The 25,856-nt window shown below is 60.1% G+C and carries 24 protein-coding genes and 2 pseudogenes; 9 read left to right on the forward strand and 17 right to left on the reverse strand.

Annotated elements, in window-relative coordinates; genetic code table 11:
• The 3 genes and pseudogenes from IB272_RS32620 to IB272_RS32630 form a co-directional block, all read left to right on the forward strand.
• Nucleotides 1-231 (forward strand): annotated as a pseudogene (locus tag IB272_RS32620) (amidohydrolase); the annotation flags it as partial.
• 221 nt (nucleotides 232-452) lie between these two features.
• Complete coding sequence (locus IB272_RS32625; protein ID WP_113294287.1) at nucleotides 453-890, forward strand: DoxX family protein; 438 nt, start codon at nucleotides 453-455, stop codon at nucleotides 888-890.
• A pseudogene (locus IB272_RS32630) lies at nucleotides 887-2,413 on the forward strand (MFS transporter); the annotation flags it as partial. The gene IB272_RS32625 and the pseudogene IB272_RS32630, both read left to right, overlap by 4 nt.
• A 95-nt stretch (nucleotides 2,414-2,508) precedes the next feature.
• Here IB272_RS32630 and IB272_RS32635 read toward each other — a convergent pair.
• The 15 genes from IB272_RS32635 to IB272_RS32705 all read right to left on the reverse strand — a co-directional run bounded on the left by IB272_RS32635 (nucleotide 2,509) and on the right by IB272_RS32705 (nucleotide 17,337).
• The gene (locus IB272_RS32635; RefSeq protein WP_234824651.1) at nucleotides 2,509-2,760 is read right to left on the reverse strand and encodes a hypothetical protein; all 252 of its coding nucleotides are present in this window, start codon (nucleotides 2,758-2,760) and stop codon (nucleotides 2,509-2,511) included.
• 200 nt (nucleotides 2,761-2,960) lie between these two features.
• Nucleotides 2,961-3,344, reverse strand: coding sequence for a RidA family protein (locus tag IB272_RS32640; RefSeq protein ID WP_034802064.1), 384 nt, complete (start codon nucleotides 3,342-3,344; stop codon nucleotides 2,961-2,963).
• Between the two features lie 11 nt (nucleotides 3,345-3,355).
• A complete protein-coding gene (locus tag IB272_RS32645; protein WP_029742662.1) occupies nucleotides 3,356-3,742 on the reverse strand; it encodes a RidA family protein in 387 nt (128 codons plus the stop codon).
• Between the two features lie 26 nt (nucleotides 3,743-3,768).
• Nucleotides 3,769-5,229: an NAD-dependent succinate-semialdehyde dehydrogenase gene (locus IB272_RS32650; protein WP_192445769.1), complete on the reverse strand. Its 1,461-nt coding sequence runs from the start codon at nucleotides 5,227-5,229 to the stop codon at nucleotides 3,769-3,771.
• Nucleotides 5,230-5,243: 14 nt separating this feature from the next.
• The gene (locus tag IB272_RS32655; RefSeq protein ID WP_192358779.1) at nucleotides 5,244-6,629 is read right to left on the reverse strand and encodes an aspartate aminotransferase family protein; all 1,386 of its coding nucleotides are present in this window, start codon (nucleotides 6,627-6,629) and stop codon (nucleotides 5,244-5,246) included.
• Between the two features lie 39 nt (nucleotides 6,630-6,668).
• The gene (locus tag IB272_RS32660) at nucleotides 6,669-7,718 is read right to left on the reverse strand and encodes an ABC transporter ATP-binding protein (protein ID WP_113294290.1); all 1,050 of its coding nucleotides are present in this window, start codon (nucleotides 7,716-7,718) and stop codon (nucleotides 6,669-6,671) included.
• Nucleotides 7,719-7,733: 15 nt separating this feature from the next.
• Nucleotides 7,734-8,564 carry an ABC transporter permease gene (locus IB272_RS32665; protein ID WP_029742658.1) on the reverse strand — a complete coding sequence of 277 codons (831 nt, stop codon included), beginning with the start codon at nucleotides 8,562-8,564 and terminating at the stop codon, nucleotides 7,734-7,736.
• Nucleotides 8,561-9,412, reverse strand: coding sequence for an ABC transporter permease (locus IB272_RS32670; protein WP_113294291.1), 852 nt, complete (start codon nucleotides 9,410-9,412; stop codon nucleotides 8,561-8,563). The genes IB272_RS32665 and IB272_RS32670 overlap by 4 nt, the downstream gene beginning before the upstream one ends.
• A gap of 131 nt (nucleotides 9,413-9,543) precedes the next feature.
• Nucleotides 9,544-10,617 (reverse strand): extracellular solute-binding protein, encoded by a 1,074-nt coding sequence (locus IB272_RS32675; RefSeq protein ID WP_134887129.1) that lies wholly within the window; start codon nucleotides 10,615-10,617, stop codon nucleotides 9,544-9,546.
• Nucleotides 10,618-10,721: 104 nt separating this feature from the next.
• On the reverse strand, nucleotides 10,722-11,693 hold the full coding sequence (locus tag IB272_RS32680) for a dipeptidase (protein WP_134887130.1): 972 nt from the start codon (nucleotides 11,691-11,693) through the stop codon (nucleotides 10,722-10,724).
• Between the two features lie 11 nt (nucleotides 11,694-11,704).
• A complete protein-coding gene (locus IB272_RS32685; RefSeq protein WP_113505536.1) occupies nucleotides 11,705-12,421 on the reverse strand; it encodes a hypothetical protein in 717 nt (238 codons plus the stop codon).
• Nucleotides 12,418-14,154 carry a hypothetical protein gene (locus IB272_RS32690; RefSeq protein WP_060610091.1) on the reverse strand — a complete coding sequence of 579 codons (1,737 nt, stop codon included), beginning with the start codon at nucleotides 14,152-14,154 and terminating at the stop codon, nucleotides 12,418-12,420. The genes IB272_RS32685 and IB272_RS32690 overlap by 4 nt, the downstream gene beginning before the upstream one ends.
• Nucleotides 14,155-14,874, reverse strand: a complete 720-nt coding sequence (locus IB272_RS32695; protein ID WP_029742651.1) for an IclR family transcriptional regulator — start codon at nucleotides 14,872-14,874, stop codon at nucleotides 14,155-14,157.
• Nucleotides 14,875-15,731: 857 nt separating this feature from the next.
• Nucleotides 15,732-16,274, reverse strand: coding sequence for a hypothetical protein (locus tag IB272_RS32700; protein ID WP_113080022.1), 543 nt, complete (start codon nucleotides 16,272-16,274; stop codon nucleotides 15,732-15,734).
• A 196-nt stretch (nucleotides 16,275-16,470) separates the two neighbouring features.
• Nucleotides 16,471-17,337, reverse strand: coding sequence for a LysR substrate-binding domain-containing protein (locus tag IB272_RS32705; protein WP_244496886.1), 867 nt, complete (start codon nucleotides 17,335-17,337; stop codon nucleotides 16,471-16,473).
• Nucleotides 17,338-17,531: 194 nt separating this feature from the next.
• On the opposite strand from IB272_RS32705, the gene IB272_RS32710 reads away from it, so the two are divergent.
• The 6 genes from IB272_RS32710 to IB272_RS32735 all read left to right on the forward strand — a co-directional run bounded on the left by IB272_RS32710 (nucleotide 17,532) and on the right by IB272_RS32735 (nucleotide 23,649).
• Nucleotides 17,532-18,521: a hydroxyacid dehydrogenase gene (locus tag IB272_RS32710; protein ID WP_192445770.1), complete on the forward strand. Its 990-nt coding sequence runs from the start codon at nucleotides 17,532-17,534 to the stop codon at nucleotides 18,519-18,521.
• Between the two features lie 47 nt (nucleotides 18,522-18,568).
• Nucleotides 18,569-19,252, forward strand: coding sequence for an RraA family protein (locus IB272_RS32715; RefSeq protein WP_060520252.1), 684 nt, complete (start codon nucleotides 18,569-18,571; stop codon nucleotides 19,250-19,252).
• A 157-nt stretch (nucleotides 19,253-19,409) separates the two neighbouring features.
• Nucleotides 19,410-20,366 (forward strand): tripartite tricarboxylate transporter substrate binding protein, encoded by a 957-nt coding sequence (locus IB272_RS32720; RefSeq protein ID WP_110819478.1) that lies wholly within the window; start codon nucleotides 19,410-19,412, stop codon nucleotides 20,364-20,366.
• A complete protein-coding gene (locus tag IB272_RS32725; protein WP_192445771.1) occupies nucleotides 20,366-20,830 on the forward strand; it encodes a tripartite tricarboxylate transporter TctB family protein in 465 nt (154 codons plus the stop codon). Before IB272_RS32720 ends, IB272_RS32725 begins: the two co-directional genes overlap by 1 nt.
• A 10-nt stretch (nucleotides 20,831-20,840) precedes the next feature.
• Nucleotides 20,841-22,349, forward strand: coding sequence for a tripartite tricarboxylate transporter permease (locus tag IB272_RS32730; RefSeq protein WP_082566397.1), 1,509 nt, complete (start codon nucleotides 20,841-20,843; stop codon nucleotides 22,347-22,349).
• 130 nt (nucleotides 22,350-22,479) lie between these two features.
• A complete protein-coding gene (locus tag IB272_RS32735) occupies nucleotides 22,480-23,649 on the forward strand; it encodes an alpha-hydroxy acid oxidase (RefSeq protein ID WP_113080024.1) in 1,170 nt (389 codons plus the stop codon).
• 78 nt (nucleotides 23,650-23,727) lie between these two features.
• Here the strand turns inward: IB272_RS32735 and IB272_RS32740 are convergent, their stop codons facing one another.
• Both IB272_RS32740 and IB272_RS32745 read right to left on the reverse strand, forming a co-directional pair.
• Entirely contained in the window at nucleotides 23,728-23,985 is a 258-nt protein-coding gene (locus tag IB272_RS32740) for a hypothetical protein (RefSeq protein WP_134887132.1), read from the reverse strand.
• Between the two features lie 240 nt (nucleotides 23,986-24,225).
• Entirely contained in the window at nucleotides 24,226-25,440 is a 1,215-nt protein-coding gene (locus IB272_RS32745) for a diguanylate cyclase (protein WP_246810504.1), read from the reverse strand.
• Nucleotides 25,441-25,856 lie beyond the last annotated feature (416 nt).

Below are 25,856 nucleotides of genomic sequence, written 5' to 3' on the forward strand. Positions count from 1 at the left end.
GCAATGCCCGACTGGTCGCCGGTCCGCACCTTCGGCGGTTATGCCGCCTGGGGTGAGCCCGAGGGCGCCGGAAAGCGCTCGCTCCGGCGCACCGCGATCACGTCGTGCGGCTGCGCCAGCGATTGCGACGTCCATGGCCACGATCATGCCGGCGCCTGGACGTCGAAACTGCCGATCGCCGACCTTAAGGGTTTCTTCGGCGCGCTTGGATGCTCCTGCTGGGCGGTGTGAAGGCACGCAAATCATGCATGAACACCAAAACGGGCAGCTCGGTCGCTGCCCGTTTTGGTGTTTGGCTGGAGCACATGCAATGCGCTTCTATTGTTGCAAAAAAATGCAATTAAATAGCAAATATTGATGCAATTGTTGGTAGGGAACTTCCCGGTCAATATCGCTCTATCAGACGAACCACATAGCCGGTTTCAGAAACAGCGACGATCGCAGGAGCAAAAATGATCCATCACCCGACCTCTTCAATCCGTGGGCATTTTGCCGAAGTCATCGCGGCTCCCGCAATGCGGACCGCGGCGCTGCTTGCCCTTTGCGCCGCCTACATTCAGGGGCCGCTTGCCAAGACCTTCGACTTTGATGGCGCGATCGCCGAGATGGCGCATTTCGGTCTTCATCCGCCGGCGTTCTTCGCGGTTGCTGTCATCGGCTTTGAGCTTGCGGCTTCGGCCATGGTGGTATCAGGCATCCTGCGTTGGGCTGGCGCGCTGTCACTCGCGGGGTTCACTCTTCTTGCAACCTTCATTGCCCTTCGCTTCTGGGAAATGGCACCGGGCATGGATCGCACGATGGCCGGCAATGCCTTCTTCGAGCATCTCGGCCTCGCCGGCGCATTCGTCATTGTCGCCGCAATCGATCTGACAAAAGGAGATCGCAAATGAGCGACAAAAAATCTGTCGGCGGAAGCTTCGCTCCCCTGGCTCAACCGGTTTTCGCGGTCCTTTGGACGGCCACAGTCCTGGGCAATACCGGCAGCTTCATGCGTGACGTTGCCAGCTCGTGGCTCATGACTGACCTGTCCGCTTCAACTGCCGCAGTTGCGATGGTGCAGGCGGCGGGAACCTTGCCTATTTTCCTGCTCGCCATCCCGGCCGGTGTGCTCACCGACATCCTCGATCGGCGCAAGTTCCTGATTGCTGTTCAGATCTTGCTTGCCTCCGTCAGTATCAGTTTGATGGTTCTGGCGCAGACCGGAATGCTCTCCGTCAGCGCACTGATCGGTCTGACCTTCCTCGGCGGCATCGGTGCCGCACTGATGGGGCCGACCTGGCAGGCGATCGTTCCAGAACTGGTCAAGCGAGAAGACGTCAAAAGCGCCGTGGCGCTGAACTCACTCGGGATCAATATCGCACGATCGATCGGCCCCGCGGCAGGCGGACTTTTGCTTGCCGCGTTTGGCGCAGGCGTCACCTATGGTGCCGACGTGGCCAGCTACATCATCGTCATCGCCGCGCTTCTCTGGTGGCCACGGGCAAAAAGCGCCAACGATGCGTTGTCTGAAAACTTCTTTGGCGCATTCCGTGCCGGTCTCCGCTACACCCGCGCCAGTCGTCCACTGCATGTCGTCCTGCTGCGTGCCGCGATCTTTTTTGCCTTTGCGAGCGCGGTCTGGGCACTTTTGCCGCTGGTCGCCCGCCAACTCCTGGGTGGGGACGCAAGCTTCTACGGCATTCTGCTCGGCGCTGTCGGTGCCGGTGCGATCGCAGGAGCATTGGTCATGCCGAAGCTGCGTGACCGGCTGAGCGCCGATGGACTGTTGCTCGGGGCGGCCGTTGTCACCGCGATCGTCATGGCCGTACTTTCGCTTTCCCTCCCGAAGTGGGTTGCCATCATCGCCCTTCTGTTCCTCGGTGGCGCATGGATCACCGCGCTGACAACCCTCAATGGCGCAGCACAGGCCGTTCTCCCCAACTGGGTGCGTGGTCGCGGTCTCGCGGTCTACCTCACCGTTTTCAACGGGGCGATGACCGCCGGCAGCCTTGGCTGGGGTGCAGTTGGCGAAGCAGCGGGTATCCAGGGGACGCTGCTGATCGGCGCTGCCGGACTGCTTGCCGCCGGCTTCATCATGCACCGACTGAAGCTGCCAGCCGGCGATGTGGATTTGGTGCCTTCGAACCATTGGCCGGAACCGCTTGTTGCCGAACCTGTCGCTCATGACCGTGGTCCCGTCCTGATCCTGATCGAGTACCAGGTCGAAAAACATCACCGCCGCGCCTTCCTCCATGCGCTCGACACGCTCTCCCAGGAACGTCGCCGCGATGGTGCCTATGGCTGGGGCGTGACCGAAGACTCCGCCGACCCGGAAAAGATGGTTGAGTGGTTCATGGTGGAATCCTGGGCGGAACACCTTCGCCAGCATCAGCGGGTTTCCAACGCCGACGCAGACTTGCAGGGCAAGGTTCTGACCTGATGTGACGACATCGGGGAGGGGAGCGCAATGCTCCCCTCGTGTTCGTGGGGAACCGTTTGGTTCGGAGCGGCCGCCGCAAGACCCCTTGCTCAAAACCTCAGCCCACCTGTTCTGCGGCGCAACCGCACCGTCAAAGGTTTGAGCCGGCTTCCGTCGAGGGCATAGATCACGTCTAGCGCCTCTCGCACTGAGTTGCCGTAGGTGCCGCCTTGCGCCGCCCCGGCGCGGACCCTGAACTTGCCCTTCATGAATTCTGGCGTATCGAATGACTTGGACGAATCGGTCACCCGAGCCGCCTCGTCTCCAATCTCCTTCTCGGTCGCCACCGGCACATCACGCATGAGCGCTCTGTGGTGGAAGCCAATCAACGGATGAAGAAGGAACGGAAGGCGGCGTTTCCACATACGTTCGTGGCATGTCTGTCATTGTTAAAAAGACTTGGTTAGGGACCAGGTCCCTTTTCTCGGTAGAGGCCGGTGCCGCCGGTTGCCGTCTTCTATCTCTTTTGGACAGACAGCGCCAAACAGGCGAGACACCATCGTCACGCCGAGGAGGAAAGGACAGCCGTTGCGAGTACCTCAAGGCGTATTCCGCTGGAGAGAAGATCGACTACGACGGTGGCACGAACCGGATAAGGTGCAGTAAAGAACTCCCGGTAAATCCTATTCATGCCGCCTGCATCCGCCTTATCCGTGAGATAGGCCTGGATCTGCACAACATCGGCAAGTGTTCCGCCGGCCGCTTCGAGCGCCTGTCGGAGGTTCAGGAACACCTGGCGTGCCTGTGTCTCGATGTCACCGGTAATGGGTTCGCCCGTCGTCGGATTCTTTGCAATATGCGCGGATCGCACGATGCGGCCTGCCTTGACCGTAGCGCTCAAAGGCGCCTTTGACGAAGCGATACCGGTTTCGACTTTCTCAAACATGATCGGCCACTTTAAGCTCTGTTGCCGAGAACGGCGTGGGCAAGGATTTCGATGCGAAGGCCTTCGGCCAAAAGCTCCTTTACCACCACGGTCGCACGCACCGGATAGGGCTCCTTGAAGAACTCGGCGTAGACCTTGTTCATTCCTGGTGCGTCCGATCTTTCAGTGAGGAAAACCTGAACCTGCACGACATCGGCCAGCGTGCCGCCCGCAGCACGGATCGCGATGTCGAGATTTCCAAGCGTTCGGCGCGTCTGGGTTTCGATGTCACCTGTGACGAGGTCGCCATTCACCGGGTCTTCGGAAATATGGACCGACCAGACGAGATTGCCGGCGCGCACGACCTCGCTGACTGGCGCGTCTGAGGGGTCTGATCCGGTATCGATGGCTTCAAACATTTTGTTCTCCAAGAAAGTAAGGCTGCTCATTCGGGCCGCGCGTCGAAGCGGGTCACGAATTTCGTGTTGAGATAGCCGTCAAAGGTTTCAGTCCCACCTTCGCTACCATAGCCGCTGTCGTTGATGCCACCGAAAGGCGTTTCGGGTAGCGCCAGGCCGAAGTGATTGATGCTGACCATCCCGGCGGCAAGCGCTTTTGCGGCGTGCTGGGCTCGACTGCTGGAGGCGGTGAACACGTAAGACGCAAGGCCGAAAGGAAGGCTGTTGGCGCGCCGCATCACGTCGTCAAAACCAGAAAAAGGCGCGACGACCGCAATGGGTCCAAAGGGCTCCTCGTTCATCAGCCGCAACGCGTCGGAACCACCGGCAACCACCGTCGGCGCATAGAAAAAGCCGGCGTCGCCGATGCGACTGCCGCCGGTCACGATCTCCGCTCCCCGTTCGCGGGCATCCTGTACGAAGCCTTCCATAGCCGTGACCCGGCGGGCGTGGCAGAGCGGACCCATCTGCACTCCTTCGGCAAAGCCATAGCCAACCTTCGTGGCGGCCACCTTGTCGGCGAAGCGCGCTAGGAAACGGTCATATGCTCCTGTTTGAACGTAGAAGCGGGTCGGCGAAACGCAGACCTGTCCGGCATTGCGGACCTTTTGCGCGGCAAGCGCGTCGGCAGATGCTTCAACGTCGGCATCGTCGAAGACGATAACCGGAGCGTGGCCGCCAAGCTCCATCGTGGAGCGCTTCATATGGCGGCCTGCGAGCGAAGCAAGCAGCTTGCCGACTTCGACGGACCCCGTAAACGAGATCTTCTTCACCTCGGGCGCCGAAAGCAGCGTTTCGGAAATATGCGAAGACGATCCCCAGACGATATTGAGGCAACCGTCCGGCAGACCCGCCTCCTGCATAAACCGGCCGATCGCGACCGTGGAGGAGGGCGATTCCGCCGGCCCTTTGAGGATTATCGTGCAGCCGCTTGCCAAGGCTGCCACGACCTTGCGCAGTGCCTGGCTAAACGGGAAATTCCAAGGGGTAAATGCGATGCAGACGCCGACGGGTTCGCGCGTGACCGCCTGCTGTACACGTGGATCTCGCGAAGGGATAAGGCGACCATAGATGCGCCGCGCTTCCTCCGCATGCCAATCGGCATGGTCGGCGGCAAATCGGATCTCACCGATTGCTTCCGTCAGCGGTTTGCCCTGGTCAAGCACCATGTTGCGGCCGACCTCCTCGGCGTGCGTGCGAGCAAGATCGGCGAAGCGCCGCAGGATCTGCCCGCGGTCGAGCGGTGAGCGATCCTTCCAGCTTCCGAACGCCCGCTGCGCGGAGGCGACGGCCGCCGCTAGGTCGGCGTCGGTGGCGCAGGGCAAATAGCCGATGACCGCTCCGCTTGCCGGGTCGATGACCGCGTCCTGCCCCTCGGTCTCGTAAATCCAGCGGCCGCCGATCAGCATGCCGAGCCGTTCATAGGAATGTGGCGGACGGGTGGACATGTCGATCTCCGGCATCACGCGATGTAGCCTTGGCTGCGCGCCCACGAAAGCGTGTCGTCGAGAGCAAGCTGCATGCGTGCCATGAGATCGTCGATCTGCTTCTCGTTGATGATCATGGCCGGGCACAGGCTCACCATGTCGCCAAGACCACGCGTGAGGACGCCGCGCTCGGTTGCGAACTTGCCGGCATGGTTGGCGACCTGCCAGGCAGGTGGGAAGTTCTCTTTCGTTACCTTGTCCTTGACGAATTCGAGGCCGGCGACAAGACCCACACCGCGGGCTTCACCGATCAGCGGATGTTCGCCAAGCTTTCGAATGCCCTCCTGAAAGCGCGGGCCGACGGCGCGGACGTGGGAGACGATGTCTACCTCCTGGTAGATAGTCAGGGCCTCCAGAGCCACGGCCGCGGCGACCGGATGACCACCATAAGTAAAGCCATGCGAGAATGTTCCGATCTTGCGGCTCTGGTCGAGGAGGACGTCAGAGATCGTCTCGTTGATCATCAGCGCGGAGATCGGCATGTAGGCGGCCGAAAGCTGCTTTGCGCAACTGATCATGTCCGGTTTCAGCCCGTAGGTTTCCGACCCGAACATGTTACCCGTACGCCCAAAGCCGCAGATGACTTCATCTGCCACCAGAAGGATGTCGTACTTCTTCAAGACCGCCTGGAGTTTTTCGAAGTAAGTCTTCGGCGGTGTGATCACTCCCCCAGACACCATGACCGGCTCGGCGAAGAAGGCCGCCACCGTTTCCGGACCCTCTTCGAGGATCATAGCCTCGAGATTGGAGACAAGCCGGGTTGCAAAATCTTCCTCGCTCTCACCAGGTTCTGCAAACCGCCAGTAATGCGGGCAATCGGTGTGGAGGATCTTGGCGATCGGCAGATCGAAATCACGGTGGTTGAACGGAAGACCCGTGAGGCTTGCAGTCGCCACCGTTACGCCATGGTAAGCCTTGCGGCGCGAAATGATCTTCTTCTTCTCAGGCCGTCCGACCGCGTTGTTGTAGTACCAGACCAGCTTGATCGCCGTGTCGTTCGCTTCGGAACCGGAACCGGCAAAGAAGACCTTCGACATGGGTACCGGCGCCATTTCGAGCAGCTTCTCTGCAAGGCGGATACCCGGTTCCGTCGATTTGTGGGCGAAGGAATGATAGAATGGCATCGTCTTCAGCTGCCGCGTCGCCGCTTCCACCAAACGCGGCTCGCTGAAGCCGAGCCCCGCGCAGAAGAGGCCAGCAAGACCCTCGATGTAACGTTTTCCCTGATCGTCGACGACGTAAATGCCCTCACCACCGGTGATTACATGCGGCCCCACTTCCTGGTGAACCGCAAGGTTGGTGTAGGGGTGCACGAGACTTTGCCGGTCCAGGGCGTGAAGGGAGTTGGGACGGTCGTTCATGGCAGGCTCCAGGGTATGCTTGATTGCGCTTCGCGATTGTCAGGCGATGACGTGCACATCTTCGCTGCGCCAGGTGACGTGGCACTCGGAAGCACCGTCGAGCCTTCGTGCATCGACGCCGGGCACGCGCATGCGGATCGCTTGCGCGCCGAGTTTGCCGATGACCAGCAGGTTGTCACCATAGTTGATAGTGCTGTCGATCTTCATCGCCTGACGGCTTGGATCCGCTCCATCGGCGAGGCGGATCATCTCCGGGCGCAACAGCAATTCGGCTTTGCTGTTGCGGTCACCGCCTGCAGCTTTGGTGTCGACGACGCCGACTGGCGTCTCGTAGCGGCCATCGCCAAGCGAGGAAGCTCCGAGGATGTTGCTGTCGCCGATGAACGAGGCAACGAAGTGGGTCTTCGGCGCGAAATAGATCTCGTTTGGGGTGCCTACCTGCTCGATGCGTCCCTCGTTGAAAACGGCGATCCGGTCCGACATTGTCATGGCTTCCGACTGGTCGTGGGTGACGTAGACCATGGTGACGCCGAGGTCGCGGTGGATGCGTTTCAACTCCACCTGCATGTGCTCGCGAAGCGCCTTGTCGAGCGCGCCGAGCGGTTCGTCGAGCAGAATGATATCGGGCTCAAAGACAAGTGCGCGGGCAAGGGCCACACGCTGTTGTTGTCCGCCGGATAATTCCGAGGGAATGCGTCTCTCGAAACCTTGCAGGCCGACCTTGGCCAGCGCCTCCCGCGAGCGCCGTTCTTTCTCGGCCTTCTCCACACCGCGCATGCGCAGGGGAAAGGCGACGTTGTCGGCAATCGTCATGTGCGGGAAGAGGGCGTAGTTCTGGAAGACCATGCCGATATTGCGCTTGTGCGGCGGCAGCTTGTCGATGGCGCGTTCGCCGAGCCGGATTTCTCCGCTCGTCGGATGCTGGAAGCCGGCAATCATCATTAGCGTCGTGGTCTTGCCGGAGCCGGAGGGACCAAGGAAGGAGACGAACTCGCCAGCCTTGATCTCGAGCGACACGTTGTCGGCCGCCATATGCTTGCCGTCGTAGCTCTTGTTGACGTTGCGGAGTGTGAGAGAACGGGCGTTCATGGCTGTGCTCCTTGATCAGGATGCCGCCGCAGCGGTGTTGGTGGCGCCGTTTTCGAGCGGCTGACGTGTTGTCCCGGACCGGCGGCGCACAAATTGCGGCGCAAGCCAGACACAGACGCCAGCCAGAACGAGCAGAAACAGGAAAGAGGATGCCGCCGAGATGGTCGGGTCTGCCTCCTGGCGGACGGCGTTGAACATCTGGCGCGGCAAGGTCGCCCTGTCGCGGCCGGAGATGAAGAGCGCGATCACCGCTTCGTCGAAGGAAGCGATAAAGGCAAAGAGACCGGCGACGGTGAAGGCGGGACGCAGGATTGGGAAGGTCACCAACCGGAATGTCGTGAAGGGCGACGCGCCAAGGTTCATGGCAGCCCGCTCGACGGACCGGTCGAACCCTTTGAGTGCCGCCGTCAGGATCAGGGTCGCCATCGGCATGGCGATGCAGCTATGGGCAAGGATGACGCCAAGGTAGCTCTGCACGAGGCGAAGTTGACCGAAGTACATGTAGTAGCCGAGCGCCATGACGATGGTCGGCACGATCATTGGCAGCATGATCAGGAGATTGAACAATTCACGGCCGAGGAAGATATGCCGCACCAGTGCGAAGGACGCGGGGATGGCAAGGCAGAGCGTCACCAGTACCGTTCCAAGACCGATGATGACGCTGTTGATGAGTGGCTCAGTCCAGTTGGGGTCCGAGAAGAAGTTGATGTAGTTGGCAAGCGTGTAGCCGGGCGGCGGGAAGGTTAGCGACGCAGCCGAGCTGAACGACATTGGGATGACGATGAACATCGGTGCAGCGACAAAAAAAGCGATGAGGAGCGCAAGCGCGCGAACGAACGGGTTCATCGGCCACCTCCTGCCCATAGCCGGTTAAGTCCGAAGAAGCGGTTGTAGAGCGCGTAAACTGCGAGCGTCAGACCGAGCAACACGATCGAGATTGCCGAGCCAAGCCCGAAGTCGAGTGTCTGTTCGATCTGGTCGCCGATGATACCTGCGATCATCTGGTCGCGCGGGCTGCCGAGCAGCACGGGCATCACATAGAAGCCGAGGCAGGAGATGAAGACGAGCGTGCAACCGTTGACGATGCCCGGTGCCGAAAGCGGCAGATAGACTGCGAGGAAGGCACGAAGCGGGCTCGCGCCGAGGCTTTCCGCAGCGCGAACATAGAGAGGATCGATGCGCTTCATGACCGAGAACAGCGACATGGTCATGAAAGGAATGAGCGCGTGGGTCATGGCAAGCGTTGCGCTGAACGTGGTGAAGAGTAGCTTCGGCGCAGGATCGAAGCCGAGCCAGGTAAGGAGTGCCGTGACCGGCCCCTGGTTGCCGAGAATGACCATCCAGGCATAGGTGCGCACGAGATAGCTCGTCCAGAAAGAAAGGGCGACCACGGTCAGGAGAAAGGTGGCGAAGCGTTTGGATCCGTTGGCGGCAGCATAGGCGAGCGGATAGGCGAAGAGGAGCGCAAGAGCGGTGACGAGGAAGGCGGTCCTGAACGTCTGATAGAGCACGGACGCAAACAGGCTCGAATGCAGAAGCCGTGCGAAGTTCTGCAGGCCGACCACCGGCTGCGAGATGCTCATCCAGCCGACATAGGCAAGCGGCACCAGGAAGAACACCGCAAGGAAGACCGCTGCCGGGGCCATCAGCGGTATCGGCCCCTCCGCAATGGGCGAAAACGATCTCTGTTTCATGTCAATGCTCCCTCAGTACCCTGATCGGGAAACCCCGATCCACACGCCGGCGGCGGCGGGCCGCCCCTAGGCAATGCACCTGTTTCTTAGACCAACCCGGTTCCGTTTCTCGCGGAACCGGGAGGGTTGCATCAAAGACCGACCCAGCTTTCGAACCGGCTGCTCAACTCGTCGATCTGTGCCGTCAGCTTGGCGCCATCAAGCATGACGGCGCGGGCGAGGTGATCGGGATAAGTCGGCATGGTCTTGGCCACCTCAGCTGGGATGAAATCGAACGATTTCGGGTTCATCGGGCCATTCTGGTCGGCGATGCAGAACTTCGCGAGCCCTTCTGCATTCTGGCCGATATGGCTGATCAGCTTGAAGCCGTTTTCGGCACGCGGGCTATCCTTGGCGACGATCCAGCATGCCTGGTCGACAATCGCCTGATCCCAGACGATCTCGATCGGCTCCTTGGAAGCCTTCTTGGCGCCGGCGGCATCGCTGTCCCAAAGGCCGGCCATGTCGACCTCGCCGTCGGTCAGGATTTGGCGGGCCTGCGGGCCTGCTGTCCACCAGACACGCACGTTGTCCTTGACCTTGTCGAGCGAGGCGAAGGCACGGTCGAGATCATAAGGGAACAGTTGGTCCGGGGAAACGCCGTCGGCGAGCAGGGCGATGGCGAGTACGCGGGCGGCGTGGCGCTGCAGGCTGCGGTTGCCCGGGAATTTTTCAACGTTGAAGAAGTCGGCCCAGTTCTTCAGACCATCCGGGTACTTCGTCTTGTTGAACGCGAGCTGCGTGGCAAAGCCGTGAGTCGACAGGCCGTTTTCATAGATGGCGCCCTGCCAAAGTTTGGACGCATCGACATGGTCTCCGAGCGTTTCCAAGAGGCCGGCTGCATTCGCACGGGCGACGTCGGCGACGCCCAGCGTCGTGACGTCAAACTCAAAGACGCCGGTCGTCTTCTGCGCGGCGAGCTTGGCAAACGAGATCGGCGAAACCGTGCGGATCTCGATGCCGGTGTCGGCCGTGAACGGATCGAAGAGGAACTTCTTAACGGAAGCTTCCCAGTCGCCGCCCCAGGTGTTGACATAAAGTACATTGTCCGCAGCACTTGCGCGGCGCACGAGGGGTGAGGCGAGCATGGCGGCCCCAAAAAGACCAGCACCGAGCACTGCGCGTCGCGACACCGGTATTGCCGATGCTTTCTTGAACGTGTCCATTCGTTGTTCTCCTTAGTCGAACGGTCGTTGATTGCTGTTCCCCGTGGCCGCTCGCGAGCCTGGCGGCGGCCCTTCTTTCGTTGGAAATTCGTTTCCGTAACCGGTCAGTCGGCGCGGAAGACCTCGCCGTAAAGACGCAGCCAGTTGTCTCTGAGGATCTTGTTCGCCTCTTCCTGATTGAAACCGACCCGAAGGAGCGCCGGCGCTACGTCCTGAAGGTTTTCCGGTTTGAGTAGCCATTCCGGCTTCGGCACCGCACCAGGCGTGGCCGCCGAACCCGCGCCGTACTGAACGGATCGTGTCCAGCGGCCCTTTCGCATCCAGTCGTAGTCACGCTGGGTGTGGTTGTGGGAAATGTCGGTGCCGATACCAACATGGTCGATGCCGGCGATATCGACCGTTCGCGCCACCATCTCGCACCAGCCGTCGACCGTGGCGCAGGCGCTGGCGGGCGTGATGTTGCGGTAGGCTACGCAACCGATCACACCACCGCGGGCGGCAAGCGCCTTGATTACGCGGTCGGACTTGTTGCGCTTGTGCTCAAAGAGCGAGGCGGCGTTGGCATGAGTGATGGCCACGGGCTTTTGCGACCATTCGATCGCGTCCAGCGTCGTCTTGTCGCCGACATGCGACAGATCGACCAGCATGCCGACCCGGTTCATTTCGCGCACGACGTCCCGGCCGAACCGGGCCAGGCCGCTGTCATTTTCCTCGTAGCAGGACCCACCGAGTTCGTTCTGGTTGTTGTAGGTGAGCTGGACAACGCGCACACCAAGTTCGGCAAAGAACTCCACATAGGCGATGCGGTCTTCGAAGAGATTGGAGTTCTGATAGCCGAGCACAACAGCGAGCTTTCCTTCCTGCTCGGCGCGCTCGATATCGGCGGCGGTGCGGGCGATCAGGACGATGTCGGCGTTCTCACGCTCCATGTCGCGCCAGCGGGCAAGGGAATCGAGCGATTCCATTGTCCCCTCCCAGAAGCCGAGCGTCGGGGTGACGGCGCTGTAGCCGCCGCGTTGCAGGGCCTGGAAGGACGAGCGGTCAAAGTGGCCGCATTGCAGAGCATCGATGATCATGGTTATTTCATTCAGTGTTTGCCGGAAGCAGCGCTCTTGGGCGCGTCGGCCAGAAGCAGGGAAAAATCGGTCTCGTCTTCGTCCTGGCGGCCGATGACCTTGCCGTCGGCCTCGACGATGATCGGGCCGGCATGGCGACGCGAAAGATAGCTGTCGGGCGCAAGGGCTTCCGCCGAGCGATGGTAGAGTTCCCACCAAGTCGCGGCGTCGACGGCAACGCCATTGCGGCGGATCTTGTCGAGAAGGGCGATTTCATCGGGATCAGGCGCTTGTGTGATTGCGATAGCCGCGCGGTCGACGTCGACGGCGACTGTTGCCTTCAGGCTGAAGCGCTGCGCCAGTGCCTCGATGACTTTGAGTTCGCCGATGTCTTTGGCGTTACGCACGGTGACAACGCCGCTGCCGCCTGTCTTCATGTTTTCGACCGCGAGCTCGAGCGCGGCATCGGCGGCGAGCCAGGCATGCTGGCCGCCACAGTCGATGACGGGGTCGCCCGATACGTCGAGTGACAGGGCCTTTGGGGTGGCCTTGCTGATCGTCTCGAGCGTTGCGGTCAGACGCGAAAAGCCGCCAAGACCGAGGGCCGCAGAGTAGACGGCACAATCCCTAAGGGCCGGGACGAGGCCGCTTTCGATGCGCGTGACCTGGAGGAGACGCTCGAACACCATGCGCATCTCGCGCAGGCTCACAGTCATCGAGTTCGAAAGGTTGGACTGGCAGGTGCTCACAGGCTTGGCTCCGCAGGATAAAACCACAGCGCGTCGGCGTTTCCAGAAGCAATGTCTTCGGGAAGAGGCGCGCCATGAAACAGGACGCCGCGCAGGTTGCGGTCGAGGAAGTCGCGTGTCTTGTCGATGCCGTGAATGCCGACATTGAGAAGGCGGGTGATATGGGCTGGCGTAAACGAGCCGCTCATGATGTCGGCGTGCGGCGAATGCAGGCTGGTGCCGGCAAGCGCCTGGACGCGGGTGACGATGGCGCGGTGCTGCGGATGGGCGAACAGGAAGCGCGCCGTGCTGAGGTTGGGGTCAACCGCAGAAAGGTCGCGGTCCAGCGCCACCACGAGACGTGGCAGGTCGAGGCCGAGATTGACGACATCGTGACCGACCTCCGTTGCAAGGCCGCGACGCGGTTCTTCCGCGGTCACTGACTTGTACCAGACGTAGCGCTCGCCGGCGGGCACCTCGAGATTAAGATTGAACGCCCATGCATAGTCATTGCGAACCAGGTCGCGCAGCCGGTGGACCGGCATCTCCGGGCGCCCCGTCAATTCCTCATCGATGACCAGGCCCCCGACCAGGGCGTCGGCTTCATCGGGCACGAGTTCGATCAGCAGCGAATGAAGGGTTTCCATCGCCTCCGCGTGCACGCGGCCCTCAAGCGAGGCCGCAAGCTCTGCGAAGGGCTCTGCCTCGAAGCGGTTGCCCGCCTGCCAGCGTTGCAGAAGGTCGGCGACAGCGCGCCGGATGGTTTGCAGCTCTTCAGCAAGCACATCGGAGCGCGTGAAGTTCTCGTAGGCCGCGCGGTCCTGGCTGCGGAAAGTGATCGCCTTGTCGACGAGGGCAAGCAGCTTGGCAATCTCAGAACCTTCTGCGTCGGGAAGAACCGCCTTGGCTCGCGCAATGGCCTCTTCGCGAATAAAGAGCCAGCGTTCGATCAGCCGCGGGTGGTTGTTGACGAAGAGCATCAGGCCGAGAGCCGAGCCGTTGCCGACGCCGAGGAAACGGCGAAGATCCTTGGCCATGTCGGGTGCCTGCGGCGAGCCGAGGCGGACAAGATGCTGCAGCAGGTCCTGGGCAAAGACGCGCATCATGTAGGCGCACAGCATTTGCGCGGCGAGCGACCAGCGCAGGGGGTGATCTTTTTCAAAGGCAAGGAATGTCTTGGTTCCAAACGTGCCGTTGCCGTCGAGACCTGTGTTGCGCATGAGGTAGCAGGTCTGCGCCAGCTCAGCGACGTCCGGCTGCCTTCCTGACGCAAGCGCCTGGCGTGCACTCTCGAAGAAGCGACCGCTGCGGTTGGAACGGCACCAAATGAGCGTGCCGGCTGTGGCGCGTCCCTCATAGAGCTTGGGAAGTTCAGCGCCCGTCGTCTCGAAATCGGCCCGGCTCATATCGCCTTCGACCAGCGCGCCCATCATGTCCCAGGCCCGGCCAATGATGCGGCCGGTGCGGCCGTGGGGTGAGGGCTCAAAGGAATAGACGGGAAAGCTGAAGCGCCATCCGCCAATATCGATGCGGTATTCAGCGACACCGTTGCCCTTCTCATCGATCTCGAAGCGCTTGCACTGGATTTGCCAGCGACCGCGGATTGCCTGGCTGAGCAATGCGCGCGATGCGCTGACACGCGACGGCTGGATCGCGGCCAGGCGTTCGGGCGCCATCATTTCTCCGGCTGAACGCATTAGCCGCGCGATGCGGTGGGTGTCCGATTCCGGAGCAGGACTTCTAAGGGCAGTCATTTATTGGTCTCCTCGCATGCGTCCAGAGCTCGCCGCCGCTGCCGCGACGACGATCCCAGCGCATTTTTCAGTGTCAAAACCTTGGAACGGGCCCGAAAGGGCCAGTGCTCCAATGCACTCGCCCTGCGCATCCAGGATCGGGGCGGCCACAGCCGAGACAGTGCGCGGGCCCTCGACTTCGGAAATTGCGTATCCCTGCTGGCGAACCAGCGTCATCATCTCGTCATCGGGCAGGCTCACGCCCTGCACCCGAAGGCGCTCGATGATTTCCGGGCGTGCATGCGAAGCGAGGACGCGGCCAAATGCCGTGCGATCGAGTCTCAGATGCGCACCAACCTTGAGGTCGGCCCGAAGAACACCGCGCGATTCCACCCGGCGAACGATGACCGCATCCTTGCCATCGAGGACAGCAAGCGAAGCCGTTTCACCGCTCTGCGTCACCATTTCCTCGAGAACCCCCGCAAAGCGCGCGCCGAGATTGGACTGCTCCAACGCCATCGCTGCGTGACTGACGACCCGCAGTGTCAGCCGGTAGCGACCGTCCTGCGTCTGCTCGATCCAGCCCGCTTCGACCAGCGTGACGAGGCGCTGGTGGGCAGCGCCTCGGGCTTCTCCGAGCTGCTTGGCGACCTCGGCCAGCCGCATCGGTTCCGCGGCGGCCGCGACACAGTCGAATGCAGCAAGTGTCTTCAGCACGGATGAAAGGGGGCGGACTGCCATTCGAAATTTCTTCCTTTTTCCTATTGTCCAATATTAGAAGACGTTGTATATTTATGTTGGACGATATGTTGATAACTGTCAACTTGGGAATCGTGTGGCTGGGTGAAAAATATCTGCGCCCGAGCGCGCTCGCGGCTGACCAGGCGCTAACAGTTTGAATGTGGCAACATCTTCGGCGAACCCACGCAATGCACCGCTCGTTGCTGGCCGGGCATTGGGGCTGGCTTGTAGGCGGACCACTTCTCATAGACATCTGGACCGGTACCCACATTGGCAAGGCAAAGGCCACGCGAACCACCAGGTAAACTTCTGCGGCCGGTTGCGCCGGCTTCCGTTGGAGCGAACTCAAAACTGGCTAGGACATTGGGGCAAGGTCAATCGTCGATGATCGGTCGTGAGTGTCGGGTGCCGGCGGCATTTGGGGTGCGCCTTTTGACGCGATCACAAAAGCGGCTCCGTGATGAAAAGGGATCCACCGCAAAGTAGAAGGGATCGACGTCCCCTCAGCAGTTCTATTGAGCAGCGGCCCAGCTCGAACTGCGGACAGAAGCAAGCTCGGCGAGGGATCGGCCTATAGGGACTGACGCAAAACCTTCGTCAGTGACGTCGGCCCCCTATGGATGATTAAGCCTCCGCGACGGGCGGAGGCTTAATCAAGGTGCGCGTTCGATAAATGGAGGAATTGCGCGGCAATAAGACCAGCACGAATCTCATTTAACGTGTGCTTTGTGGTTGCGCAATTACAGGTATATTGTTTCAAGTGGGGCGCTCAAAGGCAATGGATTTTTAGGGGGCCTGGCTAATCAATTCGAGTTACGCAGCAACCGCCGGGCTATTTCAAGATTTCACGATCGGGCTCAGTCGGCGTCCAGCGGAGGCGGGATCATCGGTGAACTCCCAGGGGGTGGAGAGGGGCCTCTGACTTCGGCAACATACACCTCGTGGCCGAAGTGTGGATCCTTGCTCAGGTCCTGACCGTCAAACCGATCTATGAATTCTTCAAGGTCGGTCTGGTGCGAGAAGCCCATCGCAACGGCAGACATGTTTTCGATTTCGCCGCCTTGATCCTCATAAGTCGCGCTCACTTCGAGGACACCTAGCCGATCGAAGTTTGCTTGCATGTGAAATGAAAGCCAAACTAGATATTCTAGCGGATAGCCGGGATTCCCTGCATATGTCACGACATAGGGATAAGCCAAACGAAATCGTTCGGCCAACGCTTCGCCATCGGAGGCAAAGACGAGAAGATCGCTTTCCTCGTCGACGTCGTGAAGTTCGATCGTCAGATCGTGTTTGCGCAAAGCGACGTACGCGCCAAGTCGGTCAGATGGTAAGGATGTGAATATGATGTCGCGCCATTTTTGAACGGCTTCATCAAGATCGGTGCGGATCAAAAACATGAAGCATCCTCAGCAAAGCCATCCCATGATCAAGAGCTTGGAGCCGTGCATAGTACAATTCCAGCTAGTAGATATTAGTTAGATCTAAACTTCAAGCTGGCAGGTTGTTTAGGACGCCTGCCGCTAAATCTGGGGGAGCTACGCAATCACGCGTTCGCCCATAAATCAGCCGCTGCGTTTGATCGAGCGACATCCGTCATCGAGTAAGCCCGAATTCCCCGCTGAAACTGACTAGGTGTTGGTGAAGCCGGTCGATGACCGCTGCTCGAGGACTGGCCCGGCGCTCTATAAGGCCGATCTGGCGATAGATTGGCGGCTCGCCAAAGGGCACGGCAACCACCTCGCCGCCGGCTTCTTTTAAGGCGCTCCAGGGCGCGATTGAAACTCCCAGCCCATTGACCACGCAGGCGACGACTGCTGTGATCGTGTCGATCTCGGCAATGACATTCGTGACGATCCCGCTTCTCGCGACTTCGGTCTCGATAATGTTGGCAAGGCGAAACCGGCTGATGAATTTCACATAGGGAAGTTCCGTAAGCATCTCCGCCGCAGGCCTGATCCGCGTCCCCTTTGGAGCGATCACAAAGAGGGGTTCCTGGATGAACGGGCTCCACCGCAATGTCGATGGGACGCTGGAATATTCGGCCACCATCGCTGAATCGAGGCGTCCGGTAACGACATCGTTGAGCAGCTCATCGGTGTTGGCAACGTGGAGCTTGATCTTCAAGCCGGGGAAGTCGTTCTTGAGTGCGATGATCGCCTTCGGCAAAAGAGACAGGGCGCTTGAGCGCACCGAGCCGATGGTAAACGTGCCACCGACCGATTTCCCGGAAATAGCGTCAACGATATCATCGGCAGAACGCACGAGACCTTGTGCTGCCTCTAGCATTTGAAGTCCCTGACTGTTCAGCGTGATCGGTCGCGTGGAGCGATCGAACAGTTCTGCCCGCACTTCCAATTCCAGCGCCTGAATTTGTTGGCTCACAGCAGACGGTGTGAGACCAACCGCGTCGGCCGCCTTCGCGAACGTGCCGTGTTCTGCAATCGCGATGAAGGTCTTCAACTGACGAATGTCCAACGGGCACCTATCGAATTAAGATTTTCTGTTTATCTTTGACAGAATTATTCGCTTTTATCAAGAAATGCTTATGCTACCGTCTTGTGTAGGAGGTGCCCACGGGAGTTCGGGCACGAGGGAGGATCTGGCAAAAGCACCTTAGTGCTCTTGCGTCCTCGCCATTGCCAATCGAGGTACGCATGCCAAGCCAAAACATTCTCGTCACCGGCCCGGCGATCAATGAGCGGGCAGTGAAGCTCGCCGAAGAACGCGGTTACAGTCTGGTCTACGTACCGCCCTATACGAGCGAAGAAGCTCTCGTAGGCATCGTGGCCGGCGCCGATCCGGTTGGTGTCATTGTTCGCATGGGCCGCTTCGGTGCCTCGGCGATTGACGCTGCCCCTTCGCTTCGGGTGATTTCCAAACATGGGGTAGGCGTCGACAATATCGATCTCGATGCTGCCTCCCGCCGCGAAATCCCTGTCGTTGTTGCAACCGGTGCCAACGCTCGATCCGTCGCCGAACACGCGATTGCTCTTCTCCTCACAACCGTGAAGCGCGTCTTGCCGCTCGACGCCGGGCTTAGAGCGGGAAAGTGGGAAAAGCCGGGCTTTTCGGGCAAGGAGCTTTCGGGCATGACCCTTGGACTTATCGGCTTCGGCGCAATCGCACGTCATACGGCAGCGCTCGCGAAGCCCTTTGGCATCCACGTCAGCGCCTACGACCCGTTCACGAATGATGCCACGTTCGAACAGGCCGGCGTCGCCCGGCGGAACACAGTCGAGGACATCCTCGCTGGCTCGGATATCATCAGCTTGCACTGCCCGCTGACGCCCGAGACACGAAACCTCCTCGACGACAAGCGCCTTGCTCGGATGAAGCCGGGCTCCTACGTCATCAACACCGCTCGCGGCGGCCTCATCGACGAAGACGCGCTGCTGCGCGCCATAGCCAACGATCATATTGCGGGCGCCGGACTGGACACCTTCCAGACCGAGCCACCTGCACCCGACCACCCGTTCTGGCAGGAGCCGAAGGTTGTTGTCACACCCCACATTGGTGGTGTTACGACGGAGGCGAATGTCCGTGTCGGCATCGATGCGGTCGAGGGAGTGCTCGCAATTTTGGAGGAGCGTGGTCTCGGTCGCGAGAGGATCGTGAACTTCCGGGCCTTGGCGGCCACAGCCTAACGATCGAGCTCATTCAACATCATCAATCGCACTTTCAGGAGAGTATTTTGACCATTGGATTCAGAGTTCGCAGTCGGCCCCGGGCCGTCGAGCAAGCGTGGGTCGAGAAGTTTCGGGAACTGCCGGTTGCCAATGTCAGTGACAGCATGCACCGCATGCATGCCGCCGGCGCCCAGCTTCGGCCGATGCACCGGTCTGGCAAACTCGCCGGCCCCGCCATCACGGTCAAGGCACCGCCCGGTGACAACCTCATGTTGCACAAGGCAATCGACATGGCTGCCGAAGGCGACGTCATCGTCATCGATGCGGGCGGCGACGTCACGAATGCCTTAATGGGCGAGATGATGCTTGCCCATGCGCGGGGTCGCGGGGTGGCCGGTTTCGTTCTCAACGGAGCCATTCGCGACGCTGATGCGTTTCTCGAATTGAACGTTCCCTCATTTGCCGCCGGGGTCACTCACCGGGGGCCGTACAAGAACGGCCCTGGTGAAATCAATTGTCCGATTGCCATCGGCGGCATGGTGGTCATGCCGGGCGATCTGGTCCTTGGCGATGCGGATGGGGTGGTCGTGATCCCGATCGATGACGTGGCTGAGGTCTACGATCGGACCGCTGCCAAGCACGCCGCCGAAAACAAGCAGATGGAAAACATCAAGGCCGGGACGCACAAGCCGACCTGGTTCAACGACGCGCTCACGAAGGGTGGTTGCGAACTGCCGCCTGAACCTTGATCGCGTGAGCGACTGAATTTTGCCGGCGCTTCACGGAGGAGTTGAAGCTCACCGGCCAAAACAAAGATCCTGGCTCGTCACGGCAAGTCCGTGTCGGGCCCAATGAAACCTCGAAGCGCGAGGCGCGCTCGATAACAGACATCACTGGGAGGATAGCATGAAGCATTTGATCCGAAACACCGCGCTGGCGACGACCCTTTTCTTGGGCGCGGGTGCTGCACATGCCGAATGGCCGACGGATCGGCCGATCGAGTTCATCGTCGCTTTCGCTCCGGGCGGGGGCACGGACGTTATGAACAGAACCCTTGCGCCATACGTCGAGAAGGAACTCGGCGCGAAAATCACGGTTCTGAACCGGCCGGGTGCTTCGGGTGAAATCGCCTACACGGCGATGACGGAAGCCCGTCCGGACGGCTACACCGCTTCCTCGCTAAACACGCCCGGCTATCTGACCATGCAGATGGATCGAAAGGTCCGTTTCGACCCCAAGAAGATCTGCCCTGTTGCTCGCATCGTTGAGGATCCGGGTTCGTTCATCGTCCAGGCCAACTCCGAGTTCAACTCGCTCAAGGATCTTGTTGCCTTCGCCAAGGCAAATCCGGGGGCGGTTACGGTCGGTACGACTGGACTAGGCACCGACGAGCATTTGGCGATGCTTCAGCTTGAAAAAGCTGCCGGTGTCGATCTCACCGCCGTAACCTTCAACGGTGCGAACGAGGCACGCACCGCGCTTCTTGGCGGCCATGTCATGACGATTGGCATCAACGTCGGCGAATTCGTTGGCAGCGATCATTCAGCCTTCAAGAATCTGGGCCAGTTCGCAGAAGAACGCGCTGTGATCGCCCCCGATCTGGCGACGGCAAAGGAGCAGGGCTTTGAAATTCTGGTGAGTTCGGAGCGCGGCATTGCGATGAGCTGCGACGTGCCGGAAGATGTCCGGGTCAAGTTCTCCGACGCTATCCGAAAAGCGCTCGATAATCCGGAATTCCAGGCGAAAGCCAAACAACAGTCTCTTGCCCTTTCCTACCTCTCCTCTGAAGACTGGGGCAAGGAATTGCCGGTTCGGGCAGGGCGGCTGGGCGCCATCTGGAAGCTCGCAAAGGAACAGCAGTAATGTCGGCGCCGCGCAAAGCTGGCGGGGCGGGCGATCGTCCGGACCTCCTGACCGCCTTGCTTTTCGTGGGTTTTGGCGCGCTTGGCCTTTGGGCCGGGCGCGACCTGACCCTTGGGACGGCGTCTGCCATGGGACCAGGTTATCTTCCCACGATCGTCTGTTGGCTTCTCATCATCGTTGGCGTGACAGTCGGCGGAATTGGTGCCTTTCGTGATCGCCAGGAGATCGCCGCACCGAAGCTTTGGCCGGTGGCCATCATTCTTTCTTCGGTCGTCGGCTTTGCCTTCATTGCTGAATTCTTCGGGTTCGTCGCAGCGGCCGTGTGGTTGCTGCTCGTCGGCAGCATTGCCGATCGTGACTCGAAACTGCGCGAAGTGATCCTGCTTACGTCCGGGCTGACGGCCTTTGGCGCATTGGTCTTCATTGTCGGCTTGGGCGTTCAGATGCCCATCTGGCCATTCTGAGGAGGGACTTGTGAACTTTATCGACCTCCTCATGCTGGGATTCAGCGAGGCGCTGACGCCCACAAATCTCGGCTTCTGCCTTTTGGGCGCACTGCTCGGCACCCTGATCGGCGTGCTACCCGGCATCGGCCCCACTGCCACGATCGCCGTCCTTTTGCCGATCACCTTCTACCTGCCGCCGCTCGCCGGGCTTATCATGTTGGCCGGCATCTATTACGGCGCTCAGTACGGTGGCTCGACAACGGCCATTCTGGTCAACCTGCCGGGAGAAGCCTCCTCGGTGGTGACGGCGATTGACGGTTATAAAATGGCGCAGAAGGGACGAGCGGGATCGGCGCTCGCTGTCGCGGCTCTCGGTTCCTTCTTTGCCGGTACGGTCGCGACTTTTGGCATCGCCATTGCCGGTCCGACGCTCTCCTCTTTTGCCCTGTCGTTCGGGCCGACCGAATACGTCTCGCTCATGCTGTTCGGCCTACTCGCGGCAACGGTGCTTGCTCGCGGACCGATTCTGAAAGCCATTGGCATGATCCTGCTCGGCCTGCTCCTCGGGATGGTGGGCATTGATGCCAGTTCAGGCGAGGAGCGCCTGACATTCAGCGCGGTGGAGTTGTTCGACGGCATCGACTTCGTCGTCATCGCCATTGGTCTCTTTGGCTTTGCGGAGATTATCGAGAACCTCGAAAATCATGAGGCGCGCGGCGTGCTCGTGAGTAAGCTAAGCCGGCTGTGGCCAACGCGAGAGGACTTCCGCCGGGCATGGCCTGCAGTCCTGCGTGGGACGGGCGTCGGTACATTCCTTGGTGTCCTGCCCGGCGGTGGGGCGACCCTTGCGTCCTTCTGCGCCTACTCGGTGGAGAAGAAGATCTCCAAGAACCCGTCCGAGTTCGGCGAGGGTGCCGTCGAAGGTGTCGCAGGTCCGGAGGCTGCCAACAATGCCGGCGCACAGTCCTCGTTTATACCGTTGCTGACACTCGGCATTCCGTCCAACAACATGATGGCAATGATGCTGAGCGCCTTCATCATCCACGGCATCACGCCAGGGCCGACCGTTCTTGCGACTCAGCCGGAGATTTTCTGGGGTCTCGTTGCCAGCATGTGGATCGGCAATCTAATGCTGGTCGTGATCAATCTGCCTCTGATCGGTGTGTGGGTGAAGCTGCTGACGGTTCCCTATCGCCTGCTCTATCCGGCTATCCTGCTGTTTTGCTGCGTTGGCGTCTACAGCATCAACAACCGCATCTTCGATGTTGTCCTCGCCGCAGGGTTCGGTCTGTTGGGTTACGCGTTCCGCAAGGCGAAATGTGAAGCAGGGCCGCTGCTGCTCGGTTTCGTTCTCGGTCCGCTCCTTGAAACGAACATCCGTCGCGCGATGACCATCTCCCATGGCGATCCGAGCGTCTTCTACGAGCGCCCGATCAGTCTGGTCCTGCTCATCGCAACGGTTGGGATGCTCGTACTGATGGTGCTGCCGTCGTTCCGTCGGACGCGCGAGGTAGCGTTTCAAGATGAAGAAGCGTGACCACCGGTTGATAACGACGCTCCATGACGGCCGCTTCGCGCGGCCGTTTTTTCGCGAAATGATGTAAGGCGTCATTGCCCCGGCAACCTGATCGTTGGAAGCTGCGGCCAGCGACTTTGGTGGACAAATAATGGGCGATCCCCTTCAAAAGTATCTCTGCTTGAATGATTTTGAAACTGCGGCCAGGCGTCGCCTTCCGCGCCCGCTGTTCGGCTACATCGCGGGTGCAAGCGAAACCAATGCGTCTCTGCGCTACAATTCAGAGGACTTCGACGCGTATGCGTTTCGGCCGCGTGTCCTTCGAGACGTCTCCGGGCGCAGCACCCAAACGACACTGCTTGGCGAAACATATGACGCGCCGTTTGGGATCGCGCCTATGGGTATCAGTGCGCTGATGGCCTACCGCGGCGACGTTGCGCTGGCCGAGGCGGCCGCAAAGGGTCGAATTCCCATGATCATGAGCGGATCGTCGCTAACACGGCTCGAAGAAGTCGCTGGTGCCGCCCCGGGCTCGTGGTTCCAGGCATATCTTCCAGGAGAACCCGATCGGATTGATGCACTTGTCGACCGCGTGCAACGCGCCGGTTTTCAGACGCTGGTCCTCACGGTCGACACAGCGACACTGGCAAATCGCGAGAACAATATACGCGCCGGCTTCTCTACTCCCCTGCGCCCGAGCCTGCGTTTGGCGTGGCAGGGCATTTCCCATCCGCGATGGACGATCGGCACCTTTCTACGCACTCTGGTGACGCAGGGCGTCCCGCATTTTGAAAACTCCTATGCGGACCGTGGAGCGCCGATCATTTCGTCGAACATCATGCGCGATTTCGGGCGGCGGGATCACCTGAATTGGGACCACCTTGAGCGCATTCGCGCGCGTTGGCCGGGAAAACTCGTCGTCAAAGGTGTTTTGCATCCAGACGACGCTTCGCGCGTGCATGACGTGGGCGCGGATGGGTTGATCGTGTCCAATCACGGCGGGCGTCAACTCGACGGCACCATGTCGCCCTTAAGCGCGCTTCCTGAGATCGTTGCGCGGATCGGCAACAAAACCACTGTCATGGTCGACGGCGGCTTCCGGCGGGGCACCGATGTAATCAAGGCACTCGCGTTGGGCGCACGCTTCGTTTTTGTCGGGCGGCCTTTCCTCTACGCGGCGGTTGTCGCCGGCAGTCCAGCTATCCGTAAAGCTATCGATATCCTAAAATCGGAAATCCATCAGGACATGGCGCTCCTCGGAGCCGTGGCGATAGATGACATCGATGGCAGTTTCGTCGTTCGCCGTGATCGCCTCGCGTGACGGTTAACGCTTGATTGCAGTAAGCGCTGTAGGTGACGGTCGGGGTCTTGCCCAACGCAGCCAATGCCCCAGCTGGAGTTAATTGACGAAACGAGGGCTTATATTAGTGAGCAACGTCACCACCTCGTCTTCGATCGCCCGGCATTTGTCGGCGTATTCAGCCTTCAGCGGTTCATCAGACATGGCATGCTCGCTCAACTCATTGCGAGTGACTACAGCTAGGCCGTAGGCTTCGATCAGAGTGCTCAATGCCAGAAATCGCAATTCTGAGAGCTGTTTGCGGTGTCGTGGCAGCCGGATCATGAGGCGTGCTCGGCCGATTTTCTCGAAGTCCAATGGCTGTCGCCTCTCAGATCCAGGATCCGTCATTGTCCTCCACAAAATTGCCGATAGCAACGTCAATCCAAGCACGTGGACCAATCAACGGGGACCGGTTCGACCGTTTTTCAGTGCTGCACCAATAGCACTGCGCAAAAAATAAGCAGGTGTCGGCGGTTCAACCCTCTTCAAGGCGAAAGATTTAGTGCTAGGCTCTTCCGGCGAAAGCAGCCCGCGTCGAGCGCGATACCCGAAAGCTCAGGCAGGGGCAGATTGGGGTGGCACGTGAAGGGTCACTTGGTTGCGTCCATTTTTCTTGGCTGCGTACAAGGCTTCGTCCGCTTGCCCTTGCAGGGCTTCAAATGAGCCCACCTCATGGCCGTCTTTCAGGACCGCCAGTCCAATGCTGACCGTGACATAGGCGCCGACGGTCGATCTGGGGTTCGGCAAGGACGCAGCCTCGACGCGCCGTCGAATACGTTCGGCCACCGACACGCCATCCTCCTCATTGGCGTCCTGCAGGAGGACCAGGAATTCTTCGCCGCCATAACGCGCGACCTGATCGCGTTCGTCGCGCATGCTGCTCTGGATGATGCCTGCGACCTTGACCAGACACCGGTCGCCTTCCGAGTGCCCGAGGCTGTCGTTGAGCTGCTTGAAGTGGTCGATATCGCACATGAGTATCGCCGCACCTTTAGTCTGCGCGACGCCGCTGCTCCACACACGATTGAGCGTTTCCACCATCCAGCGCCGATTTGCGATGCCGGTGAGGGGGTCGGTTCGTGCAAGTAGCTCGAGCCGCGAATTTGCGTCCGTTAAATCGGCAAGGCGAGACCGATCGCGCAGTTCAAGCAGGAAAGTCTTGTGCGCCAGGATGCCTGCCGTCCGGCGCGCAACGACGGTCGCAATCACGCCGCTTGCGAAAAAGAGGGCGCCCGCCAGCGCATTCTCGGCGGCGATATCCGGGTTTTGGACTTGAAAGACGAGATAGAGGCCGAGCGCGAAGGCGGCGATCGCCATCGACCACTCGAGCGGAACCGGGAATATGATGATCGCGGTCACGGCGACAAAGAGCATGATCGTCAGATGTCGTTCGTAGTATTCACCGCCCGTTGTGACGCCGACCAGTGCGACTGAAAGCAGAATGAAGAATATGCCAAGGTGGAGCGCTAAGGCCTCCATCTTTAGCCCGCGCGGCTTCATGAAAACGATCGCCGTAACGATGGCTGCAGGTGGCAGGATCGATGCTGGAAGAAGCATCTTCATGACGGCTTCAGACGGCAGCAAGGCCGCGTTTACAGCCAGCGTCAGAACATCGAGAATGACCACCCAAACCATCCAGGCGCGAATGATCTTCGACGTTTGTGGCCACGACCGCATCCGGAAGAGGCGGGAAAGCTCCGCGTTCAGACGGATGTCGCGCGTTCGTCCGGCAAGCAGGCGGTCGATTTCGTTGACAACCGTGGGCGCCAATCGCTGAGGGCCTGTTTGTGTTGAAACACCGCTTGCTGGTGAAACGCCTGATGCTCGATGCGTGTCCATGATTTGGCAATGTAGGGGCGGTCGTGTCGATGGCAAGAACGAGCTGTCGGCCTGCGCGCGACCTTACCGATCTGGCTTAACGACCTGTGTCGATGCGCTCATCCCGCATGGCGGTGTCTCAGATCGGCGCACGTCGGTCGACTTGAGTTCTATCGGCCTGCATGGATTGGGCAGCTATCTCCCAGGCATTGGGAGGATAGGCGCGTTTCAATCCGATCGCACACAATAACGCCTGTGCTTTCAGCGACCCGTTCAAGCTGCTCAATAATCTGATTTATTTGCTGTCCCGGTAGCCGGCGGAACATCGTGAGATGCGCCCCCAGGAAGTTTCGCTCTGGTGGAAAATG

The sequence above is a fragment of the Ensifer sp. ENS08 genome (assembly GCF_014852195.1).
In the GTDB taxonomy this organism is placed as follows: Bacteria; Pseudomonadota; Alphaproteobacteria; order Rhizobiales; family Rhizobiaceae; genus Ensifer; species Ensifer adhaerens.